Consider the following 22,652-nt stretch of genomic DNA (forward strand, 5'->3'; position numbering starts at 1 on the left):
CCGATTATTGCACACTCGCTGTTAATTTGACCTGTCCCGCTTCAGAACTTAATTCCATCTTTTCAATACTTAAGCCCATTTGAACCAATTGCGTCAAAAAATTGGCCAGAATTGCATAATTTTCATGCATCACTGCAATCTGTATTTGCTCACCGACTTGTTGCGATGCTACTGACAAGCCCTGTTGTTGCGATACACGCTGAACTTTTTCCAACGCGCTCAGTTGTGTATCACCTGCTGGTTTCATCGTGACGGCATTACTTTGCATCCAAACAACAGTATCTTTGAGTTCATTCACGCGCTTTTGTTGAAAATTTGCAGCTTTGTTCATATAAAACAGTGCCGAACCAATCGCTGCCACTACAACAAAAATCGTGGTAAAGATCACCATGACTCGTTCACGTGTTGACAGTTGGCCTAAATAATCAGTGATGCGCTCAATTTGCCCATCTATACGTTGCTGTAGGTTTTCCATTTTTGTCATTATTGTATTTTCACCAATCCAATCGCGCCGTTGGCACCTGGTTGAATATTCCCTAATTCAACTTTAAAACCTTGTTGTTTTAATTGATTGGTTAGGGTTTGTAGTACTTCTGCCGAATTGGCTTTTAGCTCCATATTTAACATCGAGGCTTCATAGCTCACACGATTTGCAGAAATTTGGTTTTGCATTAGAACAGGACCAACACGGCTCAGTAAAGACAAAGCCTGTGCATTGCCCGTTTGACTCTGACGCAATTGTGATTCGAACTGGCTTTTCAGCGTTTGTTCAGTGACAGGATAGCTTTGACCAAACCAATATTTAAACTGATCAATCGCTTGTGCCGCAGTGATATTGGCCACTTTTTTGTATTGATACCAGCGAACTGCATCATAACTAAACTGAGTAATTAGAGCCGCAACCAAAACAGCTGCACATGCTTTCCAATAGCCACTCACACCCGTATTGGCTTTGGCTTTCGGCAAAACATTGAGTGGGTGTTGTTTCGGTTTTTTTATATTGGGTAATTCATAATGAAAAGATTCAATGTGATCATGCGTTACAGCGGCTTCAAGACTATGCGTCTGATCTGAACTTAGATTTGAAATCTTATAGTTCGGCTGACCAATTTGATAATCTAAATACAATGCCAAATCATCAACAGACTGACCGACATATTCATTATTTCGGACCAATAAATGACCGCTGACATTTGCCAAAACATGTTGCCCTGATTCTGGACTTGGTAAGACCAAAAAGTCTGGTAATAATGAAATAACTTTTACAGGAATTAGCGTCAAAGCATGCTGCATCGTTTCGACTGCACTATGTGCAATCCCCATGACCGTTAATTCATCTGGACTTTGAAAATGATGCAATACTTTCATTGCATCCAAAGGCAAAATGACATATTCCTCAAGTAAATATTTTACGCCGTCTGGGCCAAGTTTTTTATATTGGTTTTTTGGAAAATTTTGCTGAATGATTTGTACATCACGACTCGGAAAGAAAACAACCGCTTCCTTTCCCGCATGTGGCTGAATTTCCTGAATCAACTGTTCAAGTGTCGATGACTGCTTCCAGAAATCCCCTTCTGACCATTGCCAAACCCCATTGGCTTCGGGCATCCATAAATACAACATTAATTTTTCTGCCGTTTTAATTGGTTTTTATGTTGATGGTATAAACGTTTTAATTTGAGTTGATAACCCTGGAGCAATGACCGCTTGTTCATAAATGCGCGCTTCTGCCAAAGCATAGGGATTAAAATATTCTGAGACCAAAACACTGGCCATATGTGCCACAACGTTCATATGGCACACCACCACAATAGACTCATACGGTAAATGTGACAACCATTCCACTGCAACTTTGGCATCATCTTCCGGTTTGATGGCATTACAAATAACCACAGGCACATGTGGAAAATGTTTTTGCAAAGATGAAAGTGTTTGCTGCGCACGCAGTAGCGGACTCACCACAAAAACGTCTGGTTGAATTATATCTTTCAAATATGCTGCAGTTTCTTCCGCTTGAGTTTGTCCACGCGCTGTTAAAGGACGCTTTTCATCATTCCCCATTACAGGTGGAGCAGCTTCGCCATGCCTAACCAATGTCAGTTGCATAAAATTTCCTTATTCTATTCCGCACATTATATACAGCCAGTATGACAAAGCTATGTGTATTGCATATTAATCAGCAAACTTAAACTTGCTGATGTGGCAAGACAAATTCAACGTCACTGCGATGTCCATTTTTCATCAATGACAAAGCAATGTTCAGGGCCGGCGCACCTTCAAAAATCACTTCATACAATGCACTGGTAATTGGCATATATACACCCAACTCCTCAGAGCGTGCGCGTACTTGCACAATAGTATTAATCCCTTCCGCAGTTTGTCCTAGTTCTTTGGTCGCTTGTTCTAAGCTTTTACCACTGCCGAGTGCAAAACCGACTTGGTAATTACGACTGAGCGGACTACTACAAGTTGCAAATAAATCACCGACACCAGATAAACCTAGGAATGTTAATGGGTTTGCGCCTAATTTCACTGCAAAGCGGCTCATTTCTGCCAAAGCACGTGTCAAAATCATACTCTTGGTATTTTCACCGACACCATAAGCTGCAGCTAGACCCATCGCGACTGCATAGATATTTTTCAGTGCACCGCCCAATTCCACGCCATGCACATCATCACTTGCAAATACACGGAATAATGCACTGTGCAGCGCTTGTTGAACCGCATAACGAACCAGTTCAGATTGGCTTGCAATCACAGTCCCCGCAGGTTGCCCCGCAACAATTTCCTTCGCCAAGTTTGGCCCTGAAAGCACACCATAAGGGACTTCAGGAAGCTCTTCACGAATAATATCGCTCATAAAACTAAAGGTATTGGCTTCAATACCTTTGGTTAAAGACACCACTGCTTGTGACGTGATAAAAGGTTTTATCTGTTGTAAAACACTACGGAAAGAATGGCTCGGAATGGCCACCAAAATAATGTCACGATTACATACTGCTTTTTCTAAATCTGAAACAGCAAGCAAACCTGCTTCTAATTGAAAATCTGGCAAGTAACGTTTATTGATATGTGTTGCATTGATATCCGCAGCTACCGCCTCATCACGAATCCATATCATGGTGTCACAGCCATTACGTACTGCAGTATTGGCCATCGCAGTACCAAAACTCCCACCACCCAACACCGTCACACGCAGTGCCGTTTTTTGGTCTACTGACACAGGGCTAACAAGACTTGCAAAATCAAGTTCTGACATTGTTCTTTTATCCTAATTTCTTTACTGATCGATCTTGTTCAATCGACCTATTTTTCACTTTTATTGGTTTGCTTTATGCCAATGGCTTACAAAGTCAGCAGACTGTATTTCAGCACGCGGTGGAATTGCTTTCACTGCTGTACCGATATAAATAATGCCTGAAATCAAATCATTTTCCGTTAAGCCTAAGGCTTGTTTAAACAATTTAGATTCAACCACCGCCCCACTACGCCACATGGTTGAAAAGCCCTGTGCTTGTAGAGAGAGCAAAAAGTTTTGTACTGCTGCGCCTGAACTTAAAATTTGTTCGAAATGCGGAACTTTGGGATGATCTTGTAATTGAGTTAAAGCCAAAACCAATAGTGGCGCACGAAATGGATGGTGTTTCACACGTTCCAACTGCGCTTCTTCTGTTTGTCCAGTATCGGCTAAAGCATGTGAAAGCAACTCACCAAATGCTTCACGTTCAGTTTCAGGAATAATCACGAAACGCGTAGGCTTAAGACGATGATGATCTGGCGCCGTTAAAGCGGCTTGAAACGCATTTTCCAATTGCTCAGCATTCGGCGCAGGTTCAATTAAATGACCAATCGACTGACGCTGATGAATATTTTGATGAACTGTATCAACTGCTGATTTTAGAATTGACATCTATACACTGTACTTTAAAACGTTTGCTCAAGATTAGCATATTCTCAATAACTTACTCTAGAATGTTTACATCAGACTCGGTGCTTATTTGTTAAGTCAGCTTTATTCACAGATTTACTATAAAAAAACCGCATAACTTGTACAGCAGTTCCCTGTTCTATAAGAAATTTTATGTTCAAATAAATCAAATTGTTTCTAACTCGGGGCACCGCATGAAAAAATTCAACAAAACTGTTGCCATTGTTAGCACGCTAAGCGCAACTGTGCTTTTAGCTGCATGTACATCTACGCCAACAAAATCTTTAGCGATTCAAAAACCGAATAATCAATATGAAGTGACTGCCGTAGGTAAAACCAGTTTAGCGGCAAAAAATAATGCAATTGCAGCAGCAAATAGTACCTGTGGTAAAAATGCGACCCCTGTCGTCGTGGATGAAAAGCAAGAATACAACGGTGTTTTAAAAGGCGTGGTCGATGAAAAGACAGGTCAAATGATTCAGGCGGCGGCTGGCGTACTTGGCACCATTACAGGAAATAGCGGCAGCATCAGCAAAGATGATGATTACCAAACTGTACTGACCTTTAGTTGCCGTGCCAACTAAAACGTTAGTCTGTGATGTCGTTTTGTCATTAACTCAAAATGAAATTATCGTCATGAAATAATTGTTATGAAATAGTCGAGATGAAATAAAAAAAGCCTGCAAATCTGCAGGCTTTTTTTGAAGCAAAAATTAGCAATAACCGTCTAAACGGGTTAAAGGTAATTTTTGACCAATGGCTTTTTCAATTTCAGGTAGTGAAAAAGCATCATCTTCAGACAAGAAACTAATACTGACACCACGTGTTCCTGCACGACCTGTACGACCGATACGGTGTACATAATCATCAGACTGTTCAGGAAGTGTAAAGTTCACGACATGAGAAACGCCATCGACATGGATACCACGACCTGCAACGTCTGTTGCAATCATGATGTTATGTTGACCATTTTTAAACTGATCAAGCATTTTCAAACGCTTATCTTGAGCGATTTCACCTGACAACATCACCACTTTATAACCGTCTTTTTTGAGATGATCATAAAGTTTACGCACTTGATCACGACGGTTGGCAAAGATCATGACCTTTTCAATTGGTTCATCACGTAAGATGTCTTCCAATAATTTATATTTATCAGACTTCGCCACCATGTAGACACGTTGCTCTACATCTGCATTGGTTTTTTTCTCAGGTTCAATTTCAACAGTTACTGGTTCAAACAACCATTGCTGTGCCAAATTTAAAACATCATAACTAAATGTTGCAGAGAACATCAAAGTTTGTCGTTGTTCTTTACGTGGTGAAAAGCGCACGATACGTTTTACAGATGGGATAAAGCCCATATCTAATAAACGGTCAGCTTCATCAATCACTAAAAATTCAATTTGATCGAGCCAAACTTCTTTTTGTTCCACAAAGTCAATTAAGCGACCTGGGGTTGCAACCATAATGTCGACAAAATTACGATTTAATAGATTTTTTTGCTTATCAAAATCTACCCCACCGAGCAAAGTCATGACATTGAGATCAGTGTATTTCACTAATTCTTTAGCATCACTTTCAATTTGCAATGCAAGCTCACGGGTTGGTGCAAGAATCAATGCACGCGGTTCACCACGATAACGCTGTTCCTTAATTGGATTATTCAACAAGTCATTGATCACACTGACCAAGAAAGCCGCAGTCTTCCCAGTACCAGTTTGAGCACGACCAATAGCGTCATGTCCAGCCAATGTAAATTTTAAAACCTTTTGCTGAATAGGCGTCATATCCTTAAAACCCAAAGCATCAATGGCTTTTTTAAGGTTCGGATGTAAATTTAAGGTTTCAAAACCTGATGACATATAGATGTGCCCTAATTGAATAATCACAAAATTGCTGAAGCATTATAAACAAAAAACGCCCCAATTTACATTGGAGCGTTTTTGAGTACATTCAGACGATTAGTCTAAAGGTTGTACTTCTTCAGCTTGGAAGCCTTTTTGACCTTTAACAACGCTGAATTCTACGCGTTGACCGTCACGAAGTGAACGGTGACCTTCGCCCATAATTGCGCGGAAATGAACGAATACGTCGTCGCCGCCGTTACGTTGAATAAAGCCAAAGCCTTTAGTGTCGTTGAACCATTTAACAACGCCTTGTTCACGAGCTGTCATAAGTTAATCCTTATCGTATTTAAAAAAGAAGGACCACCCGGTGTTGCAAACAGCAGACCAAACAAGGTTAAAAAATATTTTTATTTCTAAGCTTGTAATCATTCTGTAAAACTATCAACAAAATCCCGGTTACATCCAAATATATCAAGAGTTAAGAGGCTTCACAGCCAACAAAAATCTTAACAACGCAACGAGCTTAACACGGGTTTACCGCAATTAATAGATTTTTTTGATCTATTTTCCTTTTGAATATTCTTATTTTTTCACATCGTTTGAGTTATAAATCACAAAGGATTTTTACCTATTTTAGGTTGGGATTTGGCACTGTATTTGCTAATATTTCCATTGAAATGTAAACATGTTGGATCTGCTTCGTGAGTGACAGCCAAAATTCGCTTTTAACTGTAGATGCAATGGGTAAACCTTGCCCGATGCCACTATTGATGCTCAAAAAAGCTTTAAAGAAAAGTCCAGATCAATCTTTATTGTTAAAGTCATCCGATCCGCACAGCCAACAAGATGTATCACGATACTGTCAAATACATCAGTTAAACTGTGAAATGCGCAAAATTTCCGATTCTGAGTTTCATTACTTAATTGAATCTTAAAAAGATTCAGTTAAACTAAATTGCTTCATAATTGAATAAAAGTTTACATTTCTATACCCAATTTTCCATAATTTACGGAAATATTGGATTAAGATGAATCTTAGTTATTGGGCTTACCCATTTTAATTCTCAAGGAGAAAACATGAGTGACAGCAGCAATCAATTGATGCCCCTGTCATTATCGGCACCTGGGGTGAATCTTGGTGCTTATATTAGTACTGTTAATCAGATTCCAATTTTATCGGCCGAACAAGAAAAAGAGCTGGCCGAACGTTATTATTATGACCAAGATTTAGACGCAGCTAAAATGCTGGTGATGTCACATCTTCGTTTTGTTGTGCATATCGCACGTAGCTATGCAGGCTACGGCTTGCCACAAGGTGACCTGATTCAAGAAGGTAACTTGGGCTTAATGAAAGCGGTAAAACGTTTTGACCCAAACATGGGCGTACGTCTCGTATCTTTTGCTGTGCATTGGATTAAAGCAGAAATTCATGAATATGTGATTCGTAACTGGCGTATTGTCAAAATTGCGACCACTAAAGCACAGCGTAAATTATTCTTTAATTTACGTAGCTTAAAAAAGTCATCTAAAAAATTAACTTTGGCTGAAGCACAGTCGATTGCCAATGACTTAAATGTGACACCTGAACAAGTCTTGGAAATGGAAGGCCGTTTAACCGCTTATGATGCTGCATTTGAAGCTCAAGGTGATGATGACGATGAAGGTTCGACCCATGTCGCTCCTGCCCTTTATCTCGAAGATAACCGTTACGACCCTGCGCGTTTAGCGGAAGATGAAGATTACGAAGAACAAAGCACTTCAGCTTTACATGAAGCCATGGATCAGTTGGATGACCGTTCGCGTAACATCTTACAACGTCGCTGGTTAGATGACGAAAAGTCGACGCTGCATGAATTGGCGGCAGAATATAATGTATCTGCTGAACGTATCCGTCAGTTGGAAAAAAATGCGATGGAAAAAATTAAAGTCGCAATGTCTTCAAACTAATTGGAAAGCATTTCCTAGTCATCCTAAAAAAGAGCATTTCGATGCTCTTTTTTATGTCTGAATAGTATTGAATGACAAACTACAACACAAAAACTTTGGGCATTTTTGCTTTAACCCTGCGCGCTAAATATGCTATGGTTATGCGCAAATTTTGTTAAGGTGAATGCACATGTGGATTGCCATTTCCGCACTTAACTTAGCTTTTGCTGTGATGCTTGGTGCCTTTGGTGCACACGGATTAAAAGCGCGCGCGACTGAAGCCCAATTGGCTTGGTGGCAAACTGCAACGGACTATTTCTTTTACCATGCACTAGGCTTACTTGCCCTCGCGATCTTATCCAAAGTCATTCCCCAACTTCCAATTAAAGCTAGTTTCCTCCTTATACAAGTTGGTATTTTCTTCTTCTGTGGTTCTTTATATGTGATGGCTCTAGGCTTACCACGTGGTCTCGGTGCCATTACCCCAATTGGTGGAGCGCTGATGATTGCTGGATGGCTCATATTGGCCTGGAATGCATTTAAATACGCAAAATAATTAACAACAGATTTTGGCCTTATTCAATAGGTAAGGCAGCAAGAACGGAATCCAAAAATGCAAATCTATTTAAACGGCGAAGCTACACAAACCGAATGTGTCAACCTCTTGCAATTGGTTCAACAATTACAACTGGAAGGCAAACGCTTCGCTGTTGAAAAAAATGAAATGATCATCTCGAAAAGTAAATTGGAACAAACCCCAATTGCAGAGCAAGATCATATTGAAATTATTCATGCCGTAGGTGGCGGCTAAAATGGAGCTCCCATGGAAGATACACCCCTAATCATTGGTTCACGTACATTTAATTCACGACTTTTAGTTGGTACAGGTAAGTACAAGGACTTAACGGAAACTGACCAGGCCATTCAAGCTAGTGGTGCTGAAATTGTGACCGTTGCCATTCGCCGTGTGAATATTGGTCAACATCCAGACCAGCCGAACTTGCTTTCTGTAGTTCCACCTGAGAAATATACGATTTTGCCAAATACAGCCGGTTGTTTCGATGCGAACAGCGCGGTTCGTACTTGTATGTTGGCGCGTGAACTATTAGATGGTCACAATCTGGTTAAACTTGAGGTTTTAGGCGATGAGAAAACCCTATATCCAAATATTACCGAGACTTTAAAAGCTGCACGTACATTGATTGACGATGGCTTTGAAATCATGGTTTATACCTCAGATGACCCGATTGTGGCACAAGAACTGGAAAGCATGGGCTGTGTAGCCATTATGCCTTTAGGTAGTCTCATTGGCTCAGGTTTAGGCATTCTCAACCCACATACTATTTCGATCATTAAAGACAATGCCAAAGTGCCTGTCTTGGTCGATGCGGGTGTAGGTACAGCAAGTGATGCAGCGATAGCGATGGAATTGGGCTGTGATGGCGTATTAATGAATACAGCAATTGCAGCAGCTCAACACCCTGTTCTGATGGCTTCAGCGATGAAAAAAGCAGTTGAAGCCGGTCGTGAAGCGTTCCTAGCAGGACGTATGCCGCGTAAACGCATGGCAAATGCCAGTTCACCTGAAACCGGATACTTCTTTAAATAAGAACTCAATCACGGTATAAAAGAGGACTCTATAGAGTCCTTTTTTTGATTTTAAAACCTAATAACAATGAAAATATCCCATATATTTTGTACTTTTAGTCTTTGTGCCGCATCTAGTTGGCTGTCAGCCCAAGTGCCCAGCACAGCCAAATCACTTGCACCGCAAGGTTGGAACATTTTGATGGCTACGACTGGCGACCTAAACAAAGATCAAATGCCAGATGTTGCGATGATCGTGGAAAAACAAAAAGTCGATGTGGTGACCTATGATGACGATGGAAAAGTCGTTCATAACCATCCACGAAAACTCATCGTGTTTTTTAAAACCGCAAAGGGATATCAACGTATCGTTGAAAACCATAGTATCCCAGTCGCTCAGCAGCCGAATTCATGCTTACTTGATCCACTTGCTGAAGCAGAAGACATCCAAATCAGTAAAGGCAATTTACTCGTTCATTTTAGTTATTTTATGGCTTGTGGTGGCTGGGAATGGCCCCGACATAGTTACACCTTCCGTTGGCAAAATCAACGCTTTGACCTGATTGGTTTTGACTACAGTAGCTTTCACCGAGCTTCTGGTGAAGAAACATCGAAAAGCTATAATTTTTCGACCTTAAAACGTAAGGAAATTGTAGGCGGCAATATGTTTGAAGATGCCAAAACTCAAACCAAATGGTCAACCTTCAAAGCACCACAGCAACTGACGCTTAAAAATATTAACTTTGATGATTTCTATACACAGTTCGAGTACTAAGTTGAACCTGAGCAATGCCAATCTAGCAATAAACAAACCGCCAATTTCGGCGGTTTGTTTATTCAATTTCAAAACTGAATTTAAAGAACTGATGTTACGCAGTAAAATCAGAAACGTAATTTGATTCAAATAAAAGAATGATACGCGGTATCGTCATCCGTAATTGTTTGAGACAGAGCTACTTCTAATAAAAATGTTTTTGCGATACTTTGAAAAATTAGACGGTAGTGAACGAGTTTTGCGGATGACAATGGTTTTGGGTACTTTTGCCTAAACAAAAGTACCTCCAGCCGAAGGCTAAACCCTTTATTCAAACGCTAAATGTAAGACTCCGTCGAATCGGCTTAAAAATCATTTAAAAAATGCGAATTACTTTTACGGGCGAAACATCTTTTAAGGAATCAATCCTTCATCACGCATCGCAATTTGAACTGATTGGCGCTCTGCAACTTTGTTGCGTAATGCAATGATATTTTTATATGGCGTTAAATCATGTCCGATGCCATTTGACCAATTTGTCAGTACAAAGAGATAGGCATCTGCTGGGCCGAAGTTATCATCGACCAAGTAGTCGTTATCCGATTCACCAATCGCTTTATCGATATATGTCAATAAACGATCAATTTCTGCATAGGCTTTTTCTTTAGCGTCTGCATCTAGTGGAGCACCAAAGAATACGGCATAAGCATCATGTAATTCTGAGTTCAAATAGCCAAGCCATTCTAAAACTTTGGCACGACCTAAACCTGATGGAGGAATTAAGTCTTGTTTAGGATCATGTTGTGCAAGGAACGGTAAAATGGCCACGTTCTCGGTCAGGATCAAACCTGGGTTGATTTCTAATGCAGGTACATAACCTTTTGGGTTGATCTCGTAATAATCCACCCCTTTTTCTGTTTTATGGTTTTTTAGGTCAACACGGACCAAATCAAAATCGACATTAATTTCATTTAAAATTATATGTGATGCTAATGAACATGCACCTGGAGAATAATAAAGCTTCATATCTGATCCTTGTTATGTACTATTCAATGTTTTAAATCTCTTCTGTCAAACTTTCAAGTGATCAAACCTGTAAATTGCAAAAAAGCGTAAATGCTGAAACACATATACTCATTGACTATTGTCCATAATCAAGAAGATTTCAAGTCAATCTGTTATGCATTTTTATACTCAGTTGTTTTAACATAGCCGCGTTTAAGATTTGATGAAAAGTTACCGTGTTACAACTTAAAAAAGAACAATGGTTTTCCAATATTCGTACCGATGTGCTCGCTGGCTTAGTAGTTGGACTGGCGCTAATTCCAGAATCGATCGCCTTTTCAGCTATTGCTGGGGTTGACCCTCAGGTTGGTTTGTACGCTTCGTTTTGTATCGCCGGCACCATTGCCTTATTTGGTGGTCGTACAGCAATGATTTCAGCTGCTACGGGTGCGATGGCCTTACTTATGATCACATTGGTCAAAGATCATGGTTTGCAATACCTTTTGGCTGCCACGGTTTTAACTGGTGTCATACAAATCATTGCTGGCTATTTTAAAGTGGCAAAACTCATGCGCTTTGTCTCGCAGTCAGTGGTGTATGGTTTTTTAAATGCACTCGCGATTTTGATTTTTGTCGCACAGCTACCTGAAATTTCAAAGATGGATAGTTTGGGCTATGTCTTTATGCTTTTAGGACTTGCAATAATTTATCTTTTTCCATATCTACCTAAAATTGGCAAAGCTATTCCATCACCGCTGATTTGCATTATTGTCCTCAGTAGCTTGGCATTATTTTTGGGTGCTGACCTGCGTACTGTAAGTGATTTGGGCAAGTTTCCAGAGACTTTACCCATGTTCTTGATTCCTGACATTCCTTTCAATCTTGAAACCCTCACGATTATTTTCCCCTTTTCCATCACCCTAGCAACAGTTGGCCTATTAGAAACCATGATGACCACGACAGTGATCAATGAAGTCACTGGAACTGAAGGAGATCGTCATCAGGAATGTCGTGGTCAAGGGATTGCCAATATTGTCAGTGGTTTTATGGGCGGCATGGCAGGTTGTGCCATGATTGGTCAGTCGATTATTAATGTCAGCTCTGGCGCGCGAACTCGCCTCTCCACTTTGGTTGCAGGTGTATTTTTGTTGTGCTTAGTGGTGTTCTTAAAAGACTGGTTGGCCTATGTCCCAATGGCGGCCTTAGTCGCGATTATGGTCATGGTGTCATTCACTACGTTCCAATGGAATTCAGTCAAGCAATTTTCAAAGCATCCGATGTCCTTTAATGTCGTGATGATTGCTGTGGTGATCGTGGTGCTTGCAACACATAATTTGGCGCTTGGCGTATTGGTTGGTGTGCTCCTCTCTGCGTTGTTTATTATTAATCAACTGGAAAGCTCGGTAAAAGTTACATCAGAACTTAAAAACAACATCCGTAGTTACACGGTCTATGGGCAAATTTTCTTTAGTAGCTCTGAGAGTTTTTATCAATTTTTTGATTTTCAGGAGACGGTTAGTCAAGTGCGAATTGATCTGAGCCATGCCCATATTTGGGATATTACTTCCGTTAATATTTTGAAGAATGTCGTACAAAAATTTGAGTCAAAACACATTCAAGTAGAGGTTTTTGGCTTAAATGAAGCAAGTAGCACTTTACTTGACCGTGTCAGTGACTAATGGGTTTTTGAAATATTCACTTTGAATCAAATCAATTTTCAATAAAGTGTGACCTATTGAAACCCTATGCAGGATGTATATAGCAAAGGGTTTCAATAATCAAAGTCTCATTTGTAATGACATTACATCAAATACCAAGCCTATAAAAAAGAGAAAAATTCACCATTCATTCGATTTAACTGTATAATTCATCTCATAAAATTATAACTATCAATAATAAAACAAAGATTTGATCTGACTTTCTATTTATTTTTTTAAATTGTGGATACACAAAATTGGGGGAATTTTGATGGTATGGTTTTGGTCACGACACTGCATTCAAGCAAATCGGCTGCTGGTCTTAGCAAGTCTATTTTGCCTGCTATGTTGTATCGCTATACCCAGTTTTGCCAATGCCACCCCACAGATCTCAAGCAGTCATTGTCCTGTTGAAATTACCCATATTGCCACAGCTAAAAGCGCTGTCGAGCAAGAGCGCCCACGTACAGGTTGGCAAAATCTGCAAAAGCTTCCAGACACTTGGAATAAACGTTGGCCGGATTATCATGGTATCGCTTGGTACAAAATCCAATTTAAGTTGAACTGTGACCTCCATCAGTTAAATCAACCCATTGCTATCGCTATACAAGGCATCACCCAAAGTGGACGGGTTTATATCAACGAAGCCCTACTTTGGCAAGATTACATTTCAGCAGAACATTTTTCGCGAAGCCAACATCAACCTAGACTGTTGAACTTACCTAGCTCGAGTTTAAAGCAAGGTGTAAATACCATTTGGGTGCAAGTGTATGGTTCGGTGACCCAAAAATCAGGACTCAGTTCAGTTCAAATTGGGGATTACCAGCAAGTCTATGACACCTTTAAAATTTGGTTACTCGAACAACGACAATTAGTCGAACTGAATACGATGATTAATTTCGTCGTGGCCGTGTTCTTTTTTTTAGCATGGCTCGCCAATCGTAATGAAAGAGCTTACTTATGGTTAACCATTACAGGCATGGCTTGGGTATTTTATAGCCTGTGTATTATTTTTAATGGGCCAATTGCATTACTAACCACCGTACAGGTCGATCGTCTACAAAATATTATTTTCTGTTTTTATACGGTTTTTGGCTGTATTGGTGCGTGGTATTTTGCAAACCACCCCTTCCCAAAAATTCAAAAGCTGTTATTAAGCCTTGCCACTATCGCAGCGATCTGTATTGGTTTTGCACCAGAGGCTTATTTAAAGACCGTCATCCAAATTTGTTTTAGCTTCTTTGTTTTAGTCTTTGTGGCCAAATGTATTAGCTACCCGTACTTGGCGTATAAAGCCAAAATGGCCGAAACCTATTTGCTTGCAACGCTGTATCTGATTTATTTACCGATTGCAGTACATGATGCGCACTTTATGATGACCATGGAAGGCCATGCGCTCTCACCATATACTGGCCCACTAACGACCCTCGTTTTGGGTGGCGTACTGGCTTTGCGTTTAGCTCGACACACCCATCAAATTGAACGTTTTAATAAGACCTTAACTGAAAATGTACAACGTGCAGAACTGAAACTTGCTACCTCACTCGGTCAACAACATCAACTCGCACTTGAAAATGCACGACTTCAAGAACGAATTCATTTATCTCATGACTTGCATGATGGTTTAGGCGGATCTATTGTCCGTTCAATTTTACTGTTAGAACAAAATGACAAAATTGAAAAACCACAAATCATGTCGATGCTTAAACTGTTCCGAAATGATTTAAGACAAGTTATCGATTCGGGTTCAAGTATAGGGACGAAAGTTCCAGACACCCCGATCGAATGGGCGGCGCCGATTCGCCATCGCTTTGTACAGCTCTTTGAAGAATTAGACATGAGCTCGAGCTGGAAATTTGCTGCCGAATGGATTCACTCACCCTCTGCGACCCAATGTCTCAATTTGACTCGTGTCGCTGAAGAAACCCTGACCAATATTTTAAAGCACAGTCAAGCAAGCAAAGTTCAGGTCAGTTTGTGCGAAACAGAGACTCAGCTGATCTTACGTATTGAAGATAACGGTATCGGCTTCAACCCTGACGAAGTTGAGCAAGGCCTACATGTCGGCCTTCACAGTATGCAAACGCGAATCCATCGTATTGGTGGTGAATTTAAAATACAGTCACAGCCGGGTTGTACCGTGCTTGAGGCCATTTTGCCGTTTAAGCTTGACGGTGCTGATAATGAAGATCTTGACGATAAAAACGCCTAGCTTAATGTTATTTCATCACTTTTGAGCTGAGCATTTGACTGCTCATTGCAAATGCTCAGCACGGCTTCAGTCGGTGAGATTGAGCAAAAAGCGGATTTATTCACGGTAAAAAATTTGACTTGTGCATCTCAGGACTTAAAATACCGCATTCGAATTTTTTACATTTGCCAAAGTTATGTCGAACGATCAATTAGACCAGCACGCAGTAGATCTGGATAACCTAAACGAACACCGTGAAATCGTGACGTTTATGCGCCGCTCTGCGCCACTTAATACTTCGCAACGTACTGCGCTGGAACAATATGGTCATCTAATTTTGGAATACCCCGTTGGTGATTTGCGTCAGCATTTTGAACACCCTGAACGCCCATTAACTGTAGAGATCGGTTTTGGTATGGGTCGCTCTTTGGTGCTAATGGCAAAAGCAAACCCAGAGCGAAACTTTGTCGGCATTGAAGTGCATGTTCCGGGTATCGCTCAATGTGTTTATGAAGCAGGTCTTGCAGGTTTAACTAACCTTCGAGTATTGGATGCTGATGCCATCCAAGTGCTACGTGAAATGCCAGATAACAGTATTAATACTGTGCAATTATACTTCCCAGATCCATGGCAGAAGAAACGTCATTTCAAACGTCGTTTTGTATCTCATGACCGTATGCCATTGGTTGAAGAAAAATTAGAAATCGGCGGCACATTCCACTCAGCAACTGACTGGGAACCGTATGCTGAATGGATGATCGAAGTTCTTGAAGAACGTCCACGTCTTGAAAACCTTGCGGGTAAAGGCAATAGCTACCCTCGTCCAGACTGGCGTCCACAAACTAAATTTGAACGTCGCGGAATTGAAGCAGGCCATAAAATTAATGACTTCATCTTCAAAAAAGTAAACTAATTTTTGAATGAAATAAAAAACCACCGTTAGCGGTGGTTTTTTATTGCTGTTTTTGATCTGAGATTTATCTGTGTTGTATCAAATCACATAAAAACGAATAACCACTAGGCTACTTGCGCTTGGAGCTGACTTTGTCGAATCATATCCACGGCTTTTTCAGCAATCATCACTGTCGGCGCATTGGTATTGCCATTCACCACAGAAGGCATAATAGAGGCATCGACGACACGAAGGTTTTGAATCCCGTAGACTTTTAATTCAGGGTCAACCACAGACATCTCATCCACGCCCATCTTACAACTACCGACAGGGTGATAAACTGTATCCACACGCTGACGTAAGATTGCACGTATATCATCATTTGTTTTGACCAGTGAGGTAAATAAATCTTGCTGATAATGACTCGATAAAGACGGAGACATCATTAATTGCTGCGTCAACTTAAAGCCTTGTACCAAATCTTCTAAATCCTGCTCATTCCCTAAAAAGTTTGGATCAATCAATAATGGATCATTTACACTGGAACCACTTAGTTTGATCGTGCCACGACTTCTTGGATTGAGCAGACACACATGACAAGATAAACCATGGCTTGCGTGAAATTTACGTGCATGGTCATCTACTAACGCCACAACAAAGTGTAATTGCAAATTTGGAATGGCTAAATCGGGTGAAGACTTTAGAAAACCACCACATTCTGCAAAATTTGAAGCAATCATACCTCGTCGTTCCTTACGATAGCGACTGATCTGCTTGAACATATCAATTGAGCCAGGTAAGGACACGCCAAATGTGCCTTGGTATTCTTTGACTTTATAACCAAAAATGAAATCGGGATGATCGTGGAAGTTCTTTCCTACACCCGGTAATAAGACCTCCCGTCTGGCTTTTAGGTGTTTCATTTGCCCTGCATGTTGTACTTCTACACCAGTCGCAACTTGATGCTCTATGGTAATTTTATGTGTCGTTGCTTTGGTTAATACAGTTAAATTTGGCCGATCTAAATGTGGAAATAAGTACGCACGCGCCACACTACAACGTTCTCCATTGATATGCGTAACCTGATAAACCCCTAAGCCTTCTTGTTCTGCACCATTAAAATCATCGAGGACTTTATGGCCTTGTGCACGAGCCGCTTCGGTATAGCGTTGATGGAAAATATTGTCGCTTTGCACATCTGTGACGGATAGAGGGCCGTCATTACCGTGGAATTCATTCTGTATTCGATTGTTATTTTCTGAGCGAATAAAATAGGGCAAGACCTCGTCGTATGACCAGCCAGTATTGCCCTGTGCTGCCCATTGATCATAGTCATTTTTATGTCCACGAATATAAATCATGGCATTAATACTGGATGAACCACCAAGGCATTTTCCACGTGGTTGATAGCCTTTACGACCATTCAAGCCAGCTTGAGGCACAGTTTCAAAGGCCCAATTATTGATTTTAGTCGGTAAGCTCACGACGCACGCAGCTGGAATATTGACCGTCCACTGATCACCTTGCCCACCTGCTTCTAGTAAGCACACAGATATATGTGGATCTTCACTGAGGCGTGCAGCCAGTACGCATCCCGCACTTCCGCCACCAATCACAATATAATCAAATTCCATTTTTGACATTATTTTCATCCAATTGATTCTTTTTATAAATGCACAATAAGTGATTTAACGCTGACTGAAAAGTTTCTTTTTTAAAAAAATGAACACGCTACCGTGCAAGAAGGATGAAACTGATGATCGAAATTTTGTTTCATGCTTCACTCTTGCAAGGTGGCATCAATATCTGTCAAATTGATCGATGAACTTCATACGCCCAATCGTGGACTCTATTATTTTTTTCAATTAATCGACGTTTTAAAAGCACAGTAAGCTGCATAGCTAAAGATTTGACTGAAACAATGGATTTGATCAAAGCCTATTTCCCTCAGTAAGCTTTGATAATACTGCTGGCTAATCAGTTCAAAATCATCCTCTAAACGCTGCATCATTTTTGTCGCTTGTGCAGCAGATAAACCTTGCATTTGGCAAAACTCAGGCAGGACACGCTGCTCAAAATTCGAATGAGTTTGCATCAAGTCAAAACTTAAAAAAATGCCCTGCGGTTTAAGCAATTCAAAAGCTTTTGTTAAAAATTCATTTTTTTCGGACAACGCAATGAAGTGCGTCACCAAGATACTCAGCGCCGCATCAAAACAACTCGCCTGCTCAAAAGTAGTGTGACTGCCCAAAACAAATTTGACGCGATGCAACTGTCCAGCAGCTTCAACACTTTGCCGTGTTTGATTCAGCATATTTTCAGATAATTCTGTAACGGTAAATGACCATGTTGGATTCAAGGCCATGAGATAGCCCAATTCATAGCCCGTCCCACATCCAATAATCAGTACATGGGCATCTTCAGCGACATAGCAATTTAACACCGCCTGAATCTGTTGATGGACAAGTTCATAACCGGGAATTAATTTACGTATATGTGCATCATAACTTTCGACCACTTGTGGGCTATTAAAATCTTTTGCCATGTAACATCCTGTTTGACATGTATGTCTAAGCTAATAAATATTCATTGTTCTTTATGGATTGTTTATTTCTGATGATGCTCAAAAATCTGCTGACTCAACATTTCATAGACCGCTTTCAGATCGACTTGATCAGCTTGCTCAAGCATATTGGCATGCATCAACATGATATTTTGATCCCCACGCATTGCAGGACCTGTTTGCATGTTACGTGGTTCAGCCTGAGTAGCTTTATTGGCTGTCTCTAAAATCAAAGGATAAAGTAAGCTAAATTCGACTTGTTTTGCATCAACAATCTGCTTTGCCATGTCATAACAATAATTACTAAAATTACAGGCAAACACCGCAGCAAGATGCAGACTCAAGCGCTGTGCCGAATCATATTGATAAACCCTTTGGCTCATGCTGTTTGCTAAATCTGTAAGTGTCGTCAAATCTGCAGAGTCGGCCGCTTCTACAAAGATCGGTGTCGACATCCAGTCCACATCTCGATCTAAACTAAAGGTTTGTAAAGGATAAAACACCCCTGCTCGCGAATGCTGTTGGGTCAGTACCGTGATATTGGTGCTACCTGACGTATGCACAATCAAAACTTGTGGCAGATAGGCTTTGACTTGCTGAATAACGGTTGCAATCGATTGGTCGCTCACCGCAATGATCAAAAGATCAATCTCAGCATTCAACTTAGTTGGGGTATGAATGGCTTCTGCACCTACAGTTGCCGCAAGTTTTTCTGCATTATCAAGATTTCGCGCATAAACTTGCACAATGTGATGTTGTGGATGAAGCACATTGAGCAAATGATGTGCAACACGACCTGCACCCACAATACTGATTCGCATATAGTTTTAACTCATTTTGGATGGCTACAGCATGTCAGGAAAATATCCGACGTGCAAATCGAGTCGTATCGATAGAATGATTTATTTTCAATTCTTCGCATCAGTTTCGCTCAGATAAGCACAAAAAAAGGGATGCACTTCATCCCTTTTGCTAGACGTCAATCTGCGTCTGATTCATGTCATGTCCATTTCAATCTAGACAATATCCACGATATGCACTTTAGCTTTTACGATTTACCAATGATCTGATTCAGAGTCTGTAGGTATTGTTCTGCATCGCGGCGCGCATTGAATTTCTTTTCAAATACACCTGTGTTTTGCACACTATTGGGTGTGTATTCTACCGAAACAACAAAGGTATCAAGCAAATCTCTATTAATTCGAATTGCAATAATATGATGTGAGTTTAAATAAAAACCTTCATCAACCTTAACTAACATGACCCGCCTCAAAATCTTGCACAATGAAATAGATAAAAAAATCTAAACATTCATGAACTTGGATGCCTTACCGCATACAGTCATTCATGTGTTAGACCTATTTTATTGTAGCGCCATTATGTGATTTATATTGCAATTATTATGTAATTTAAATAAATGCTCAGAGAAATTTTTTGAGTTTCAGTCATCTAAACATGATTGATTTTCAATCCTAACTAAAGTTTAGATAAAAAAGACTGGATATAAAAAAGCCTGCTGCCATACCTATGACAACAGACTCATTTTAGTAGGACTGATTTAACTCAAATCAATCGTACAGAGAGGTTGAATGATTAAACACTCAACATACTGTTTAATGTTTCTGACACATTCTTCGATTTCACAACAGGTTTAAGTGCTTCAAGTTTTGCTTTGACTTCACTACGCTGCGGTTCTGCCAAAGTGTACCAACGGGACAAAATTTGCAGTAAACGTGAACCGACAATTGGATTCTTCTCATCGAGGAATTTTGCCAATTCAACAATGTGCTGCACACCAAAACTCCATGTGTTGACAGGATTGCTATTTAAACCGCCTGTAACCGCACGAATACGGTTCGGTACTTTCAAGTCATAGTCAGGATGAGCAGTCAGTGCATTGATGGTTTCCGCAGTTGCTTTCGGATGTGCTGCTTGCAGCATAAACCATTGGTCCATCGACAAGGCTTCATTTTTAAAGCGTGTGTAGAAAGTTTCTAAAGCTTGCTGTGCTTGTGGTGCATCATTCCAAACCAATACTTTTAAAGCACCAAGACGTTCAGACATATTGCCTGTAGAGCTAAATTGTTCATAGGCCAATTCAAATACGGATGCATCGCCTTGACGTGCCATCATGCTCAACATGATGTTTTTCAATGCACGAACACCCATGGCTTGTGAAAACTCTTTCTGCGCATCAGGGTCTAAAGTTGCATAAGTCTCTTTAAAGAAAGCACCTAACTCACGTGCCACACGACTTAAAAGTGCTTCACGCTGTTCTTGCACTTGGGCAGGACTGTAGTCGGCATCAATACGGCTACCTAAATAACCCTCTGTCGGTACATCGAATAAACGTGAAGCAAGTAGTGGATCACGCTCAACCAATGCTGGTAATGTATTTTGTATAGCTTGGACATAGATGTCAGCATCATGGCCATTTAACAAAATACGTTCTAACAAGGTTTGGCTGGCTTGCCATTGGTTAAAACCATTCGGCTCGTACTGCATCAGGAAAGCAAGCTCTTCATCTGAATAGTTAAATTCAAGATTAACAGGTGCAGAGAAATTACGCAGTAAAGACACAACAGGCTGGGTTTTTACACCGCTAAATGTAATCGTTGCAGTATCGGTATCAAATAAATACACGCCATCTTTGATGCCATTTTCAACCAATGCATCTGAGCTGAGAACTAACTGTTCACCACTCGTCGCATCAAACAATGCCAAAGCCACAGGAATTGGCACTGCTTTTAAATTTGGATATTTCGGATGCGCTTTTAAGCTTTGTTTCAAACTTAAAGTATAGGTTTGATTTGCAGCATCGTACTCACCTTTTGCTTCAAGTTTTGGTGTGCCCGGTTGGTTATACCAAATCAAGAAACTCGATAAATCTACACCTGAACCTGCTGTTAGTGCTGCCACCCAATCTTCAACAGTCACAGCTTGACCATCATGGCGTTTGAAATATTCGTCAGTACCTGCACGGAATTTTTCTTTGCCCAGCAATGTCGCCATCATGCGGTTAATTTCCGCACCTTTTTCGTACACTGTTGCGGTATAGAAGTTATTAATTTCAACAAAATGATCTGGACGCGGTGGATGTGAAAGCGGGCCTGAATCTTCAGGGAACTGATGTGCTTTTAACACTGCAACATCATCGATCCGTTGTACCGCAGCAGATTGTAAATCTTCTGAGAACGACTGATCACGGAATACTGTCAAACCTTCTTTTAAGCAGAGTTGGAACCAATCACGACAGGTAATACGGTTACCCGTCCAGTTATGGAAGTATTCATGTGCAATCACAGACTGAACGCGCATGATCGCAGCATCAGTCGTATATTCTTCATCAGCAAGCACACAAGAGGTGTTGAAAATATTCAAACCTTTGTTTTCCATTGCACCCATGTTAAATGCACTGGTTGCCACGATCATATAATTGTCTAAATCATAAGGACGACCATAATGTTCTTCGTCCCAACGCATCGAATGTTTTAAAGCTTCCATCGCAATATGACATTTTGGAATGTCTTTTTCTTCTGCATAGATTTCTAAAGCAACATTACGACCTTCAGACGTCACATAAGAATCTTTGAGTACAGCCAAGTCACCAATCACACAGGCAAATAGATACGATGGTTTTTTGGTTGGATCTTGCCAAACGGTATAATGACGACCTTCACCGGTTTCACCCGCTTCAATCAAATTACCATTGGCAAGTAATACAGGGAATTTTTTATCCGCTTCGACACGTGTGGTAAATACCGATAGCACATCAGGACGGTCAGGATAATAGGTAATTTTACGGAAGCCTTCAGGCTCGTTTTGGGTGACGAATAGATCGCCTGCCGCTTGGTATAAACCTTCGAGTTGAGTATTGCTTTCAGGATGAATCACGACTTCGGTTTCAATGACAGCTTGGTCAGGTGCATTTGAAATCACCAGTTGTTCTGCATCTACAACATAGGCATCTGCCGGCAAGACTTGACCATTTAAGCGAATTGATTTGAGTTCCAAATCACGACCCAATAACACCAAATCCCCTGCTGTTTGACGCTGCATCACTAATTTTGCATTTACATTGGTATGGTCATCAAAGACTTGAATATCTAGATCGATACTATCTACGACAAATGATGGTTTTTGATAATCTTTTAAATAAACAGTTTGGTCTGCTTCGACCACTGGATTTGCCGCAATGTTCATATCTCGTCCTATTCCTTAGTTATTGCTTTATCAGCTTTTTGAACACATTGTGAATG

Annotated in this window: 23 protein-coding genes; 10 read left to right on the forward strand and 13 right to left on the reverse strand. The window is 40.5% G+C overall.

Going from position 1 to position 22,652, the window contains the following annotated elements; translation table 11 throughout:
• Nucleotides 1–4: 4 nt before the first annotated feature.
• The 5 genes from gspM to FTU65_RS11005 all read right to left on the reverse strand — a co-directional run bounded on the left by gspM (nucleotide 5) and on the right by FTU65_RS11005 (nucleotide 3,910).
• Nucleotides 5–484 (reverse strand): type II secretion system protein GspM, encoded by a 480-nt coding sequence (gspM, locus tag FTU65_RS10985; RefSeq protein ID WP_180066794.1) that lies wholly within the window; start codon nucleotides 482–484, stop codon nucleotides 5–7.
• A complete protein-coding gene (gene gspL, locus FTU65_RS10990; protein ID WP_180066796.1) occupies nucleotides 484–1,623 on the reverse strand; it encodes a type II secretion system protein GspL in 1,140 nt (379 codons plus the stop codon). Before gspL ends, gspM begins: the two co-directional genes overlap by 1 nt.
• A 27-nt stretch (nucleotides 1,624–1,650) precedes the next feature.
• Nucleotides 1,651–2,106: a phosphoglycerate mutase family protein gene (locus FTU65_RS10995; protein ID WP_180066798.1), complete on the reverse strand. Its 456-nt coding sequence runs from the start codon at nucleotides 2,104–2,106 to the stop codon at nucleotides 1,651–1,653.
• A 79-nt stretch (nucleotides 2,107–2,185) separates the two neighbouring features.
• Complete coding sequence (locus FTU65_RS11000) at nucleotides 2,186–3,259, reverse strand: NAD(P)H-dependent glycerol-3-phosphate dehydrogenase (protein ID WP_078188874.1); 1,074 nt, start codon at nucleotides 3,257–3,259, stop codon at nucleotides 2,186–2,188.
• A gap of 60 nt (nucleotides 3,260–3,319) precedes the next feature.
• Nucleotides 3,320–3,910 (reverse strand): nitroreductase family protein, encoded by a 591-nt coding sequence (locus tag FTU65_RS11005; protein WP_171525909.1) that lies wholly within the window; start codon nucleotides 3,908–3,910, stop codon nucleotides 3,320–3,322.
• A gap of 212 nt (nucleotides 3,911–4,122) precedes the next feature.
• Between FTU65_RS11005 and FTU65_RS11010 the strand changes: the two genes are divergently transcribed.
• The gene (locus tag FTU65_RS11010; RefSeq protein WP_078188876.1) at nucleotides 4,123–4,512 is read left to right on the forward strand and encodes a hypothetical protein; all 390 of its coding nucleotides are present in this window, start codon (nucleotides 4,123–4,125) and stop codon (nucleotides 4,510–4,512) included.
• A 129-nt stretch (nucleotides 4,513–4,641) separates the two neighbouring features.
• Here the strand turns inward: FTU65_RS11010 and rhlB are convergent, their stop codons facing one another.
• The gene (gene rhlB / locus FTU65_RS11015; protein WP_180003018.1) at nucleotides 4,642–5,793 is read right to left on the reverse strand and encodes an ATP-dependent RNA helicase RhlB; all 1,152 of its coding nucleotides are present in this window, start codon (nucleotides 5,791–5,793) and stop codon (nucleotides 4,642–4,644) included.
• 99 nt (nucleotides 5,794–5,892) lie between these two features.
• On the reverse strand, nucleotides 5,893–6,105 hold the full coding sequence (locus FTU65_RS11020) for a cold-shock protein (protein ID WP_005014923.1): 213 nt from the start codon (nucleotides 6,103–6,105) through the stop codon (nucleotides 5,893–5,895).
• Between the two features lie 413 nt (nucleotides 6,106–6,518).
• Here FTU65_RS11020 and FTU65_RS11025 point away from each other — a divergent pair, with 413 nt between their 5' ends.
• From FTU65_RS11025 to FTU65_RS11050, 6 genes are all read left to right on the forward strand, one after another.
• Entirely contained in the window at nucleotides 6,519–6,713 is a 195-nt protein-coding gene (locus FTU65_RS11025; RefSeq protein ID WP_078189214.1) for a sulfurtransferase TusA family protein, read from the forward strand.
• Between the two features lie 142 nt (nucleotides 6,714–6,855).
• A complete protein-coding gene (rpoH, locus tag FTU65_RS11030) occupies nucleotides 6,856–7,725 on the forward strand; it encodes an RNA polymerase sigma factor RpoH (RefSeq protein ID WP_078188879.1) in 870 nt (289 codons plus the stop codon).
• A 169-nt stretch (nucleotides 7,726–7,894) separates the two neighbouring features.
• A complete protein-coding gene (locus tag FTU65_RS11035; protein ID WP_180010328.1) occupies nucleotides 7,895–8,260 on the forward strand; it encodes a DUF423 domain-containing protein in 366 nt (121 codons plus the stop codon).
• A 57-nt stretch (nucleotides 8,261–8,317) separates the two neighbouring features.
• On the forward strand, nucleotides 8,318–8,515 hold the full coding sequence (gene thiS / locus FTU65_RS11040; protein ID WP_111885686.1) for a sulfur carrier protein ThiS: 198 nt from the start codon (nucleotides 8,318–8,320) through the stop codon (nucleotides 8,513–8,515).
• 12 nt (nucleotides 8,516–8,527) lie between these two features.
• Nucleotides 8,528–9,313 (forward strand): thiazole synthase, encoded by a 786-nt coding sequence (locus FTU65_RS11045; protein ID WP_078193631.1) that lies wholly within the window; start codon nucleotides 8,528–8,530, stop codon nucleotides 9,311–9,313.
• A 180-nt stretch (nucleotides 9,314–9,493) separates the two neighbouring features.
• Nucleotides 9,494–10,066 carry a hypothetical protein gene (locus FTU65_RS11050; RefSeq protein WP_180003022.1) on the forward strand — a complete coding sequence of 191 codons (573 nt, stop codon included), beginning with the start codon at nucleotides 9,494–9,496 and terminating at the stop codon, nucleotides 10,064–10,066.
• Nucleotides 10,067–10,459: 393 nt separating this feature from the next.
• Here FTU65_RS11050 and FTU65_RS11055 read toward each other — a convergent pair whose 3' ends face one another.
• Nucleotides 10,460–11,071, reverse strand: coding sequence for a glutathione binding-like protein (locus FTU65_RS11055; RefSeq protein ID WP_078188886.1), 612 nt, complete (start codon nucleotides 11,069–11,071; stop codon nucleotides 10,460–10,462).
• A 215-nt stretch (nucleotides 11,072–11,286) separates the two neighbouring features.
• Between FTU65_RS11055 and FTU65_RS11060 the strand changes: the two genes are divergently transcribed.
• The 3 genes from FTU65_RS11060 to trmB all read left to right on the forward strand — a co-directional run bounded on the left by FTU65_RS11060 (nucleotide 11,287) and on the right by trmB (nucleotide 15,851).
• On the forward strand, nucleotides 11,287–12,729 hold the full coding sequence (locus tag FTU65_RS11060; protein WP_180065450.1) for a SulP family inorganic anion transporter: 1,443 nt from the start codon (nucleotides 11,287–11,289) through the stop codon (nucleotides 12,727–12,729).
• Between the two features lie 289 nt (nucleotides 12,730–13,018).
• A complete protein-coding gene (locus FTU65_RS11065; RefSeq protein ID WP_180065448.1) occupies nucleotides 13,019–14,959 on the forward strand; it encodes a sensor histidine kinase in 1,941 nt (646 codons plus the stop codon).
• Nucleotides 14,960–15,134: 175 nt separating this feature from the next.
• On the forward strand, nucleotides 15,135–15,851 hold the full coding sequence (trmB, locus tag FTU65_RS11070; RefSeq protein ID WP_078188891.1) for a tRNA (guanosine(46)-N7)-methyltransferase TrmB: 717 nt from the start codon (nucleotides 15,135–15,137) through the stop codon (nucleotides 15,849–15,851).
• A gap of 104 nt (nucleotides 15,852–15,955) precedes the next feature.
• On the opposite strand, the gene FTU65_RS11075 is transcribed toward trmB, so the two are convergent.
• The 5 genes from FTU65_RS11075 to pepN form a co-directional block, all read right to left on the reverse strand.
• A complete protein-coding gene (locus tag FTU65_RS11075; RefSeq protein WP_180010325.1) occupies nucleotides 15,956–17,473 on the reverse strand; it encodes a GMC family oxidoreductase in 1,518 nt (505 codons plus the stop codon).
• Between the two features lie 218 nt (nucleotides 17,474–17,691).
• Nucleotides 17,692–18,375 carry a class I SAM-dependent methyltransferase gene (locus FTU65_RS11080; RefSeq protein WP_180010324.1) on the reverse strand — a complete coding sequence of 228 codons (684 nt, stop codon included), beginning with the start codon at nucleotides 18,373–18,375 and terminating at the stop codon, nucleotides 17,692–17,694.
• A gap of 62 nt (nucleotides 18,376–18,437) precedes the next feature.
• On the reverse strand, nucleotides 18,438–19,214 hold the full coding sequence (locus FTU65_RS11085) for a Rossmann-like and DUF2520 domain-containing protein (protein WP_180010323.1): 777 nt from the start codon (nucleotides 19,212–19,214) through the stop codon (nucleotides 18,438–18,440).
• A gap of 227 nt (nucleotides 19,215–19,441) precedes the next feature.
• Nucleotides 19,442–19,654 carry a hypothetical protein gene (locus tag FTU65_RS11090; RefSeq protein WP_078193638.1) on the reverse strand — a complete coding sequence of 71 codons (213 nt, stop codon included), beginning with the start codon at nucleotides 19,652–19,654 and terminating at the stop codon, nucleotides 19,442–19,444.
• Nucleotides 19,655–19,986: 332 nt separating this feature from the next.
• Complete coding sequence (pepN, locus tag FTU65_RS11095; RefSeq protein ID WP_180010322.1) at nucleotides 19,987–22,596, reverse strand: aminopeptidase N; 2,610 nt, start codon at nucleotides 22,594–22,596, stop codon at nucleotides 19,987–19,989.
• Nucleotides 22,597–22,652 lie beyond the last annotated feature (56 nt).

This window comes from Acinetobacter sp. YH12129, assembly GCF_013418685.1.
In the GTDB taxonomy this organism is placed as follows: domain Bacteria; phylum Pseudomonadota; class Gammaproteobacteria; order Pseudomonadales; family Moraxellaceae; genus Acinetobacter; species Acinetobacter amyesii.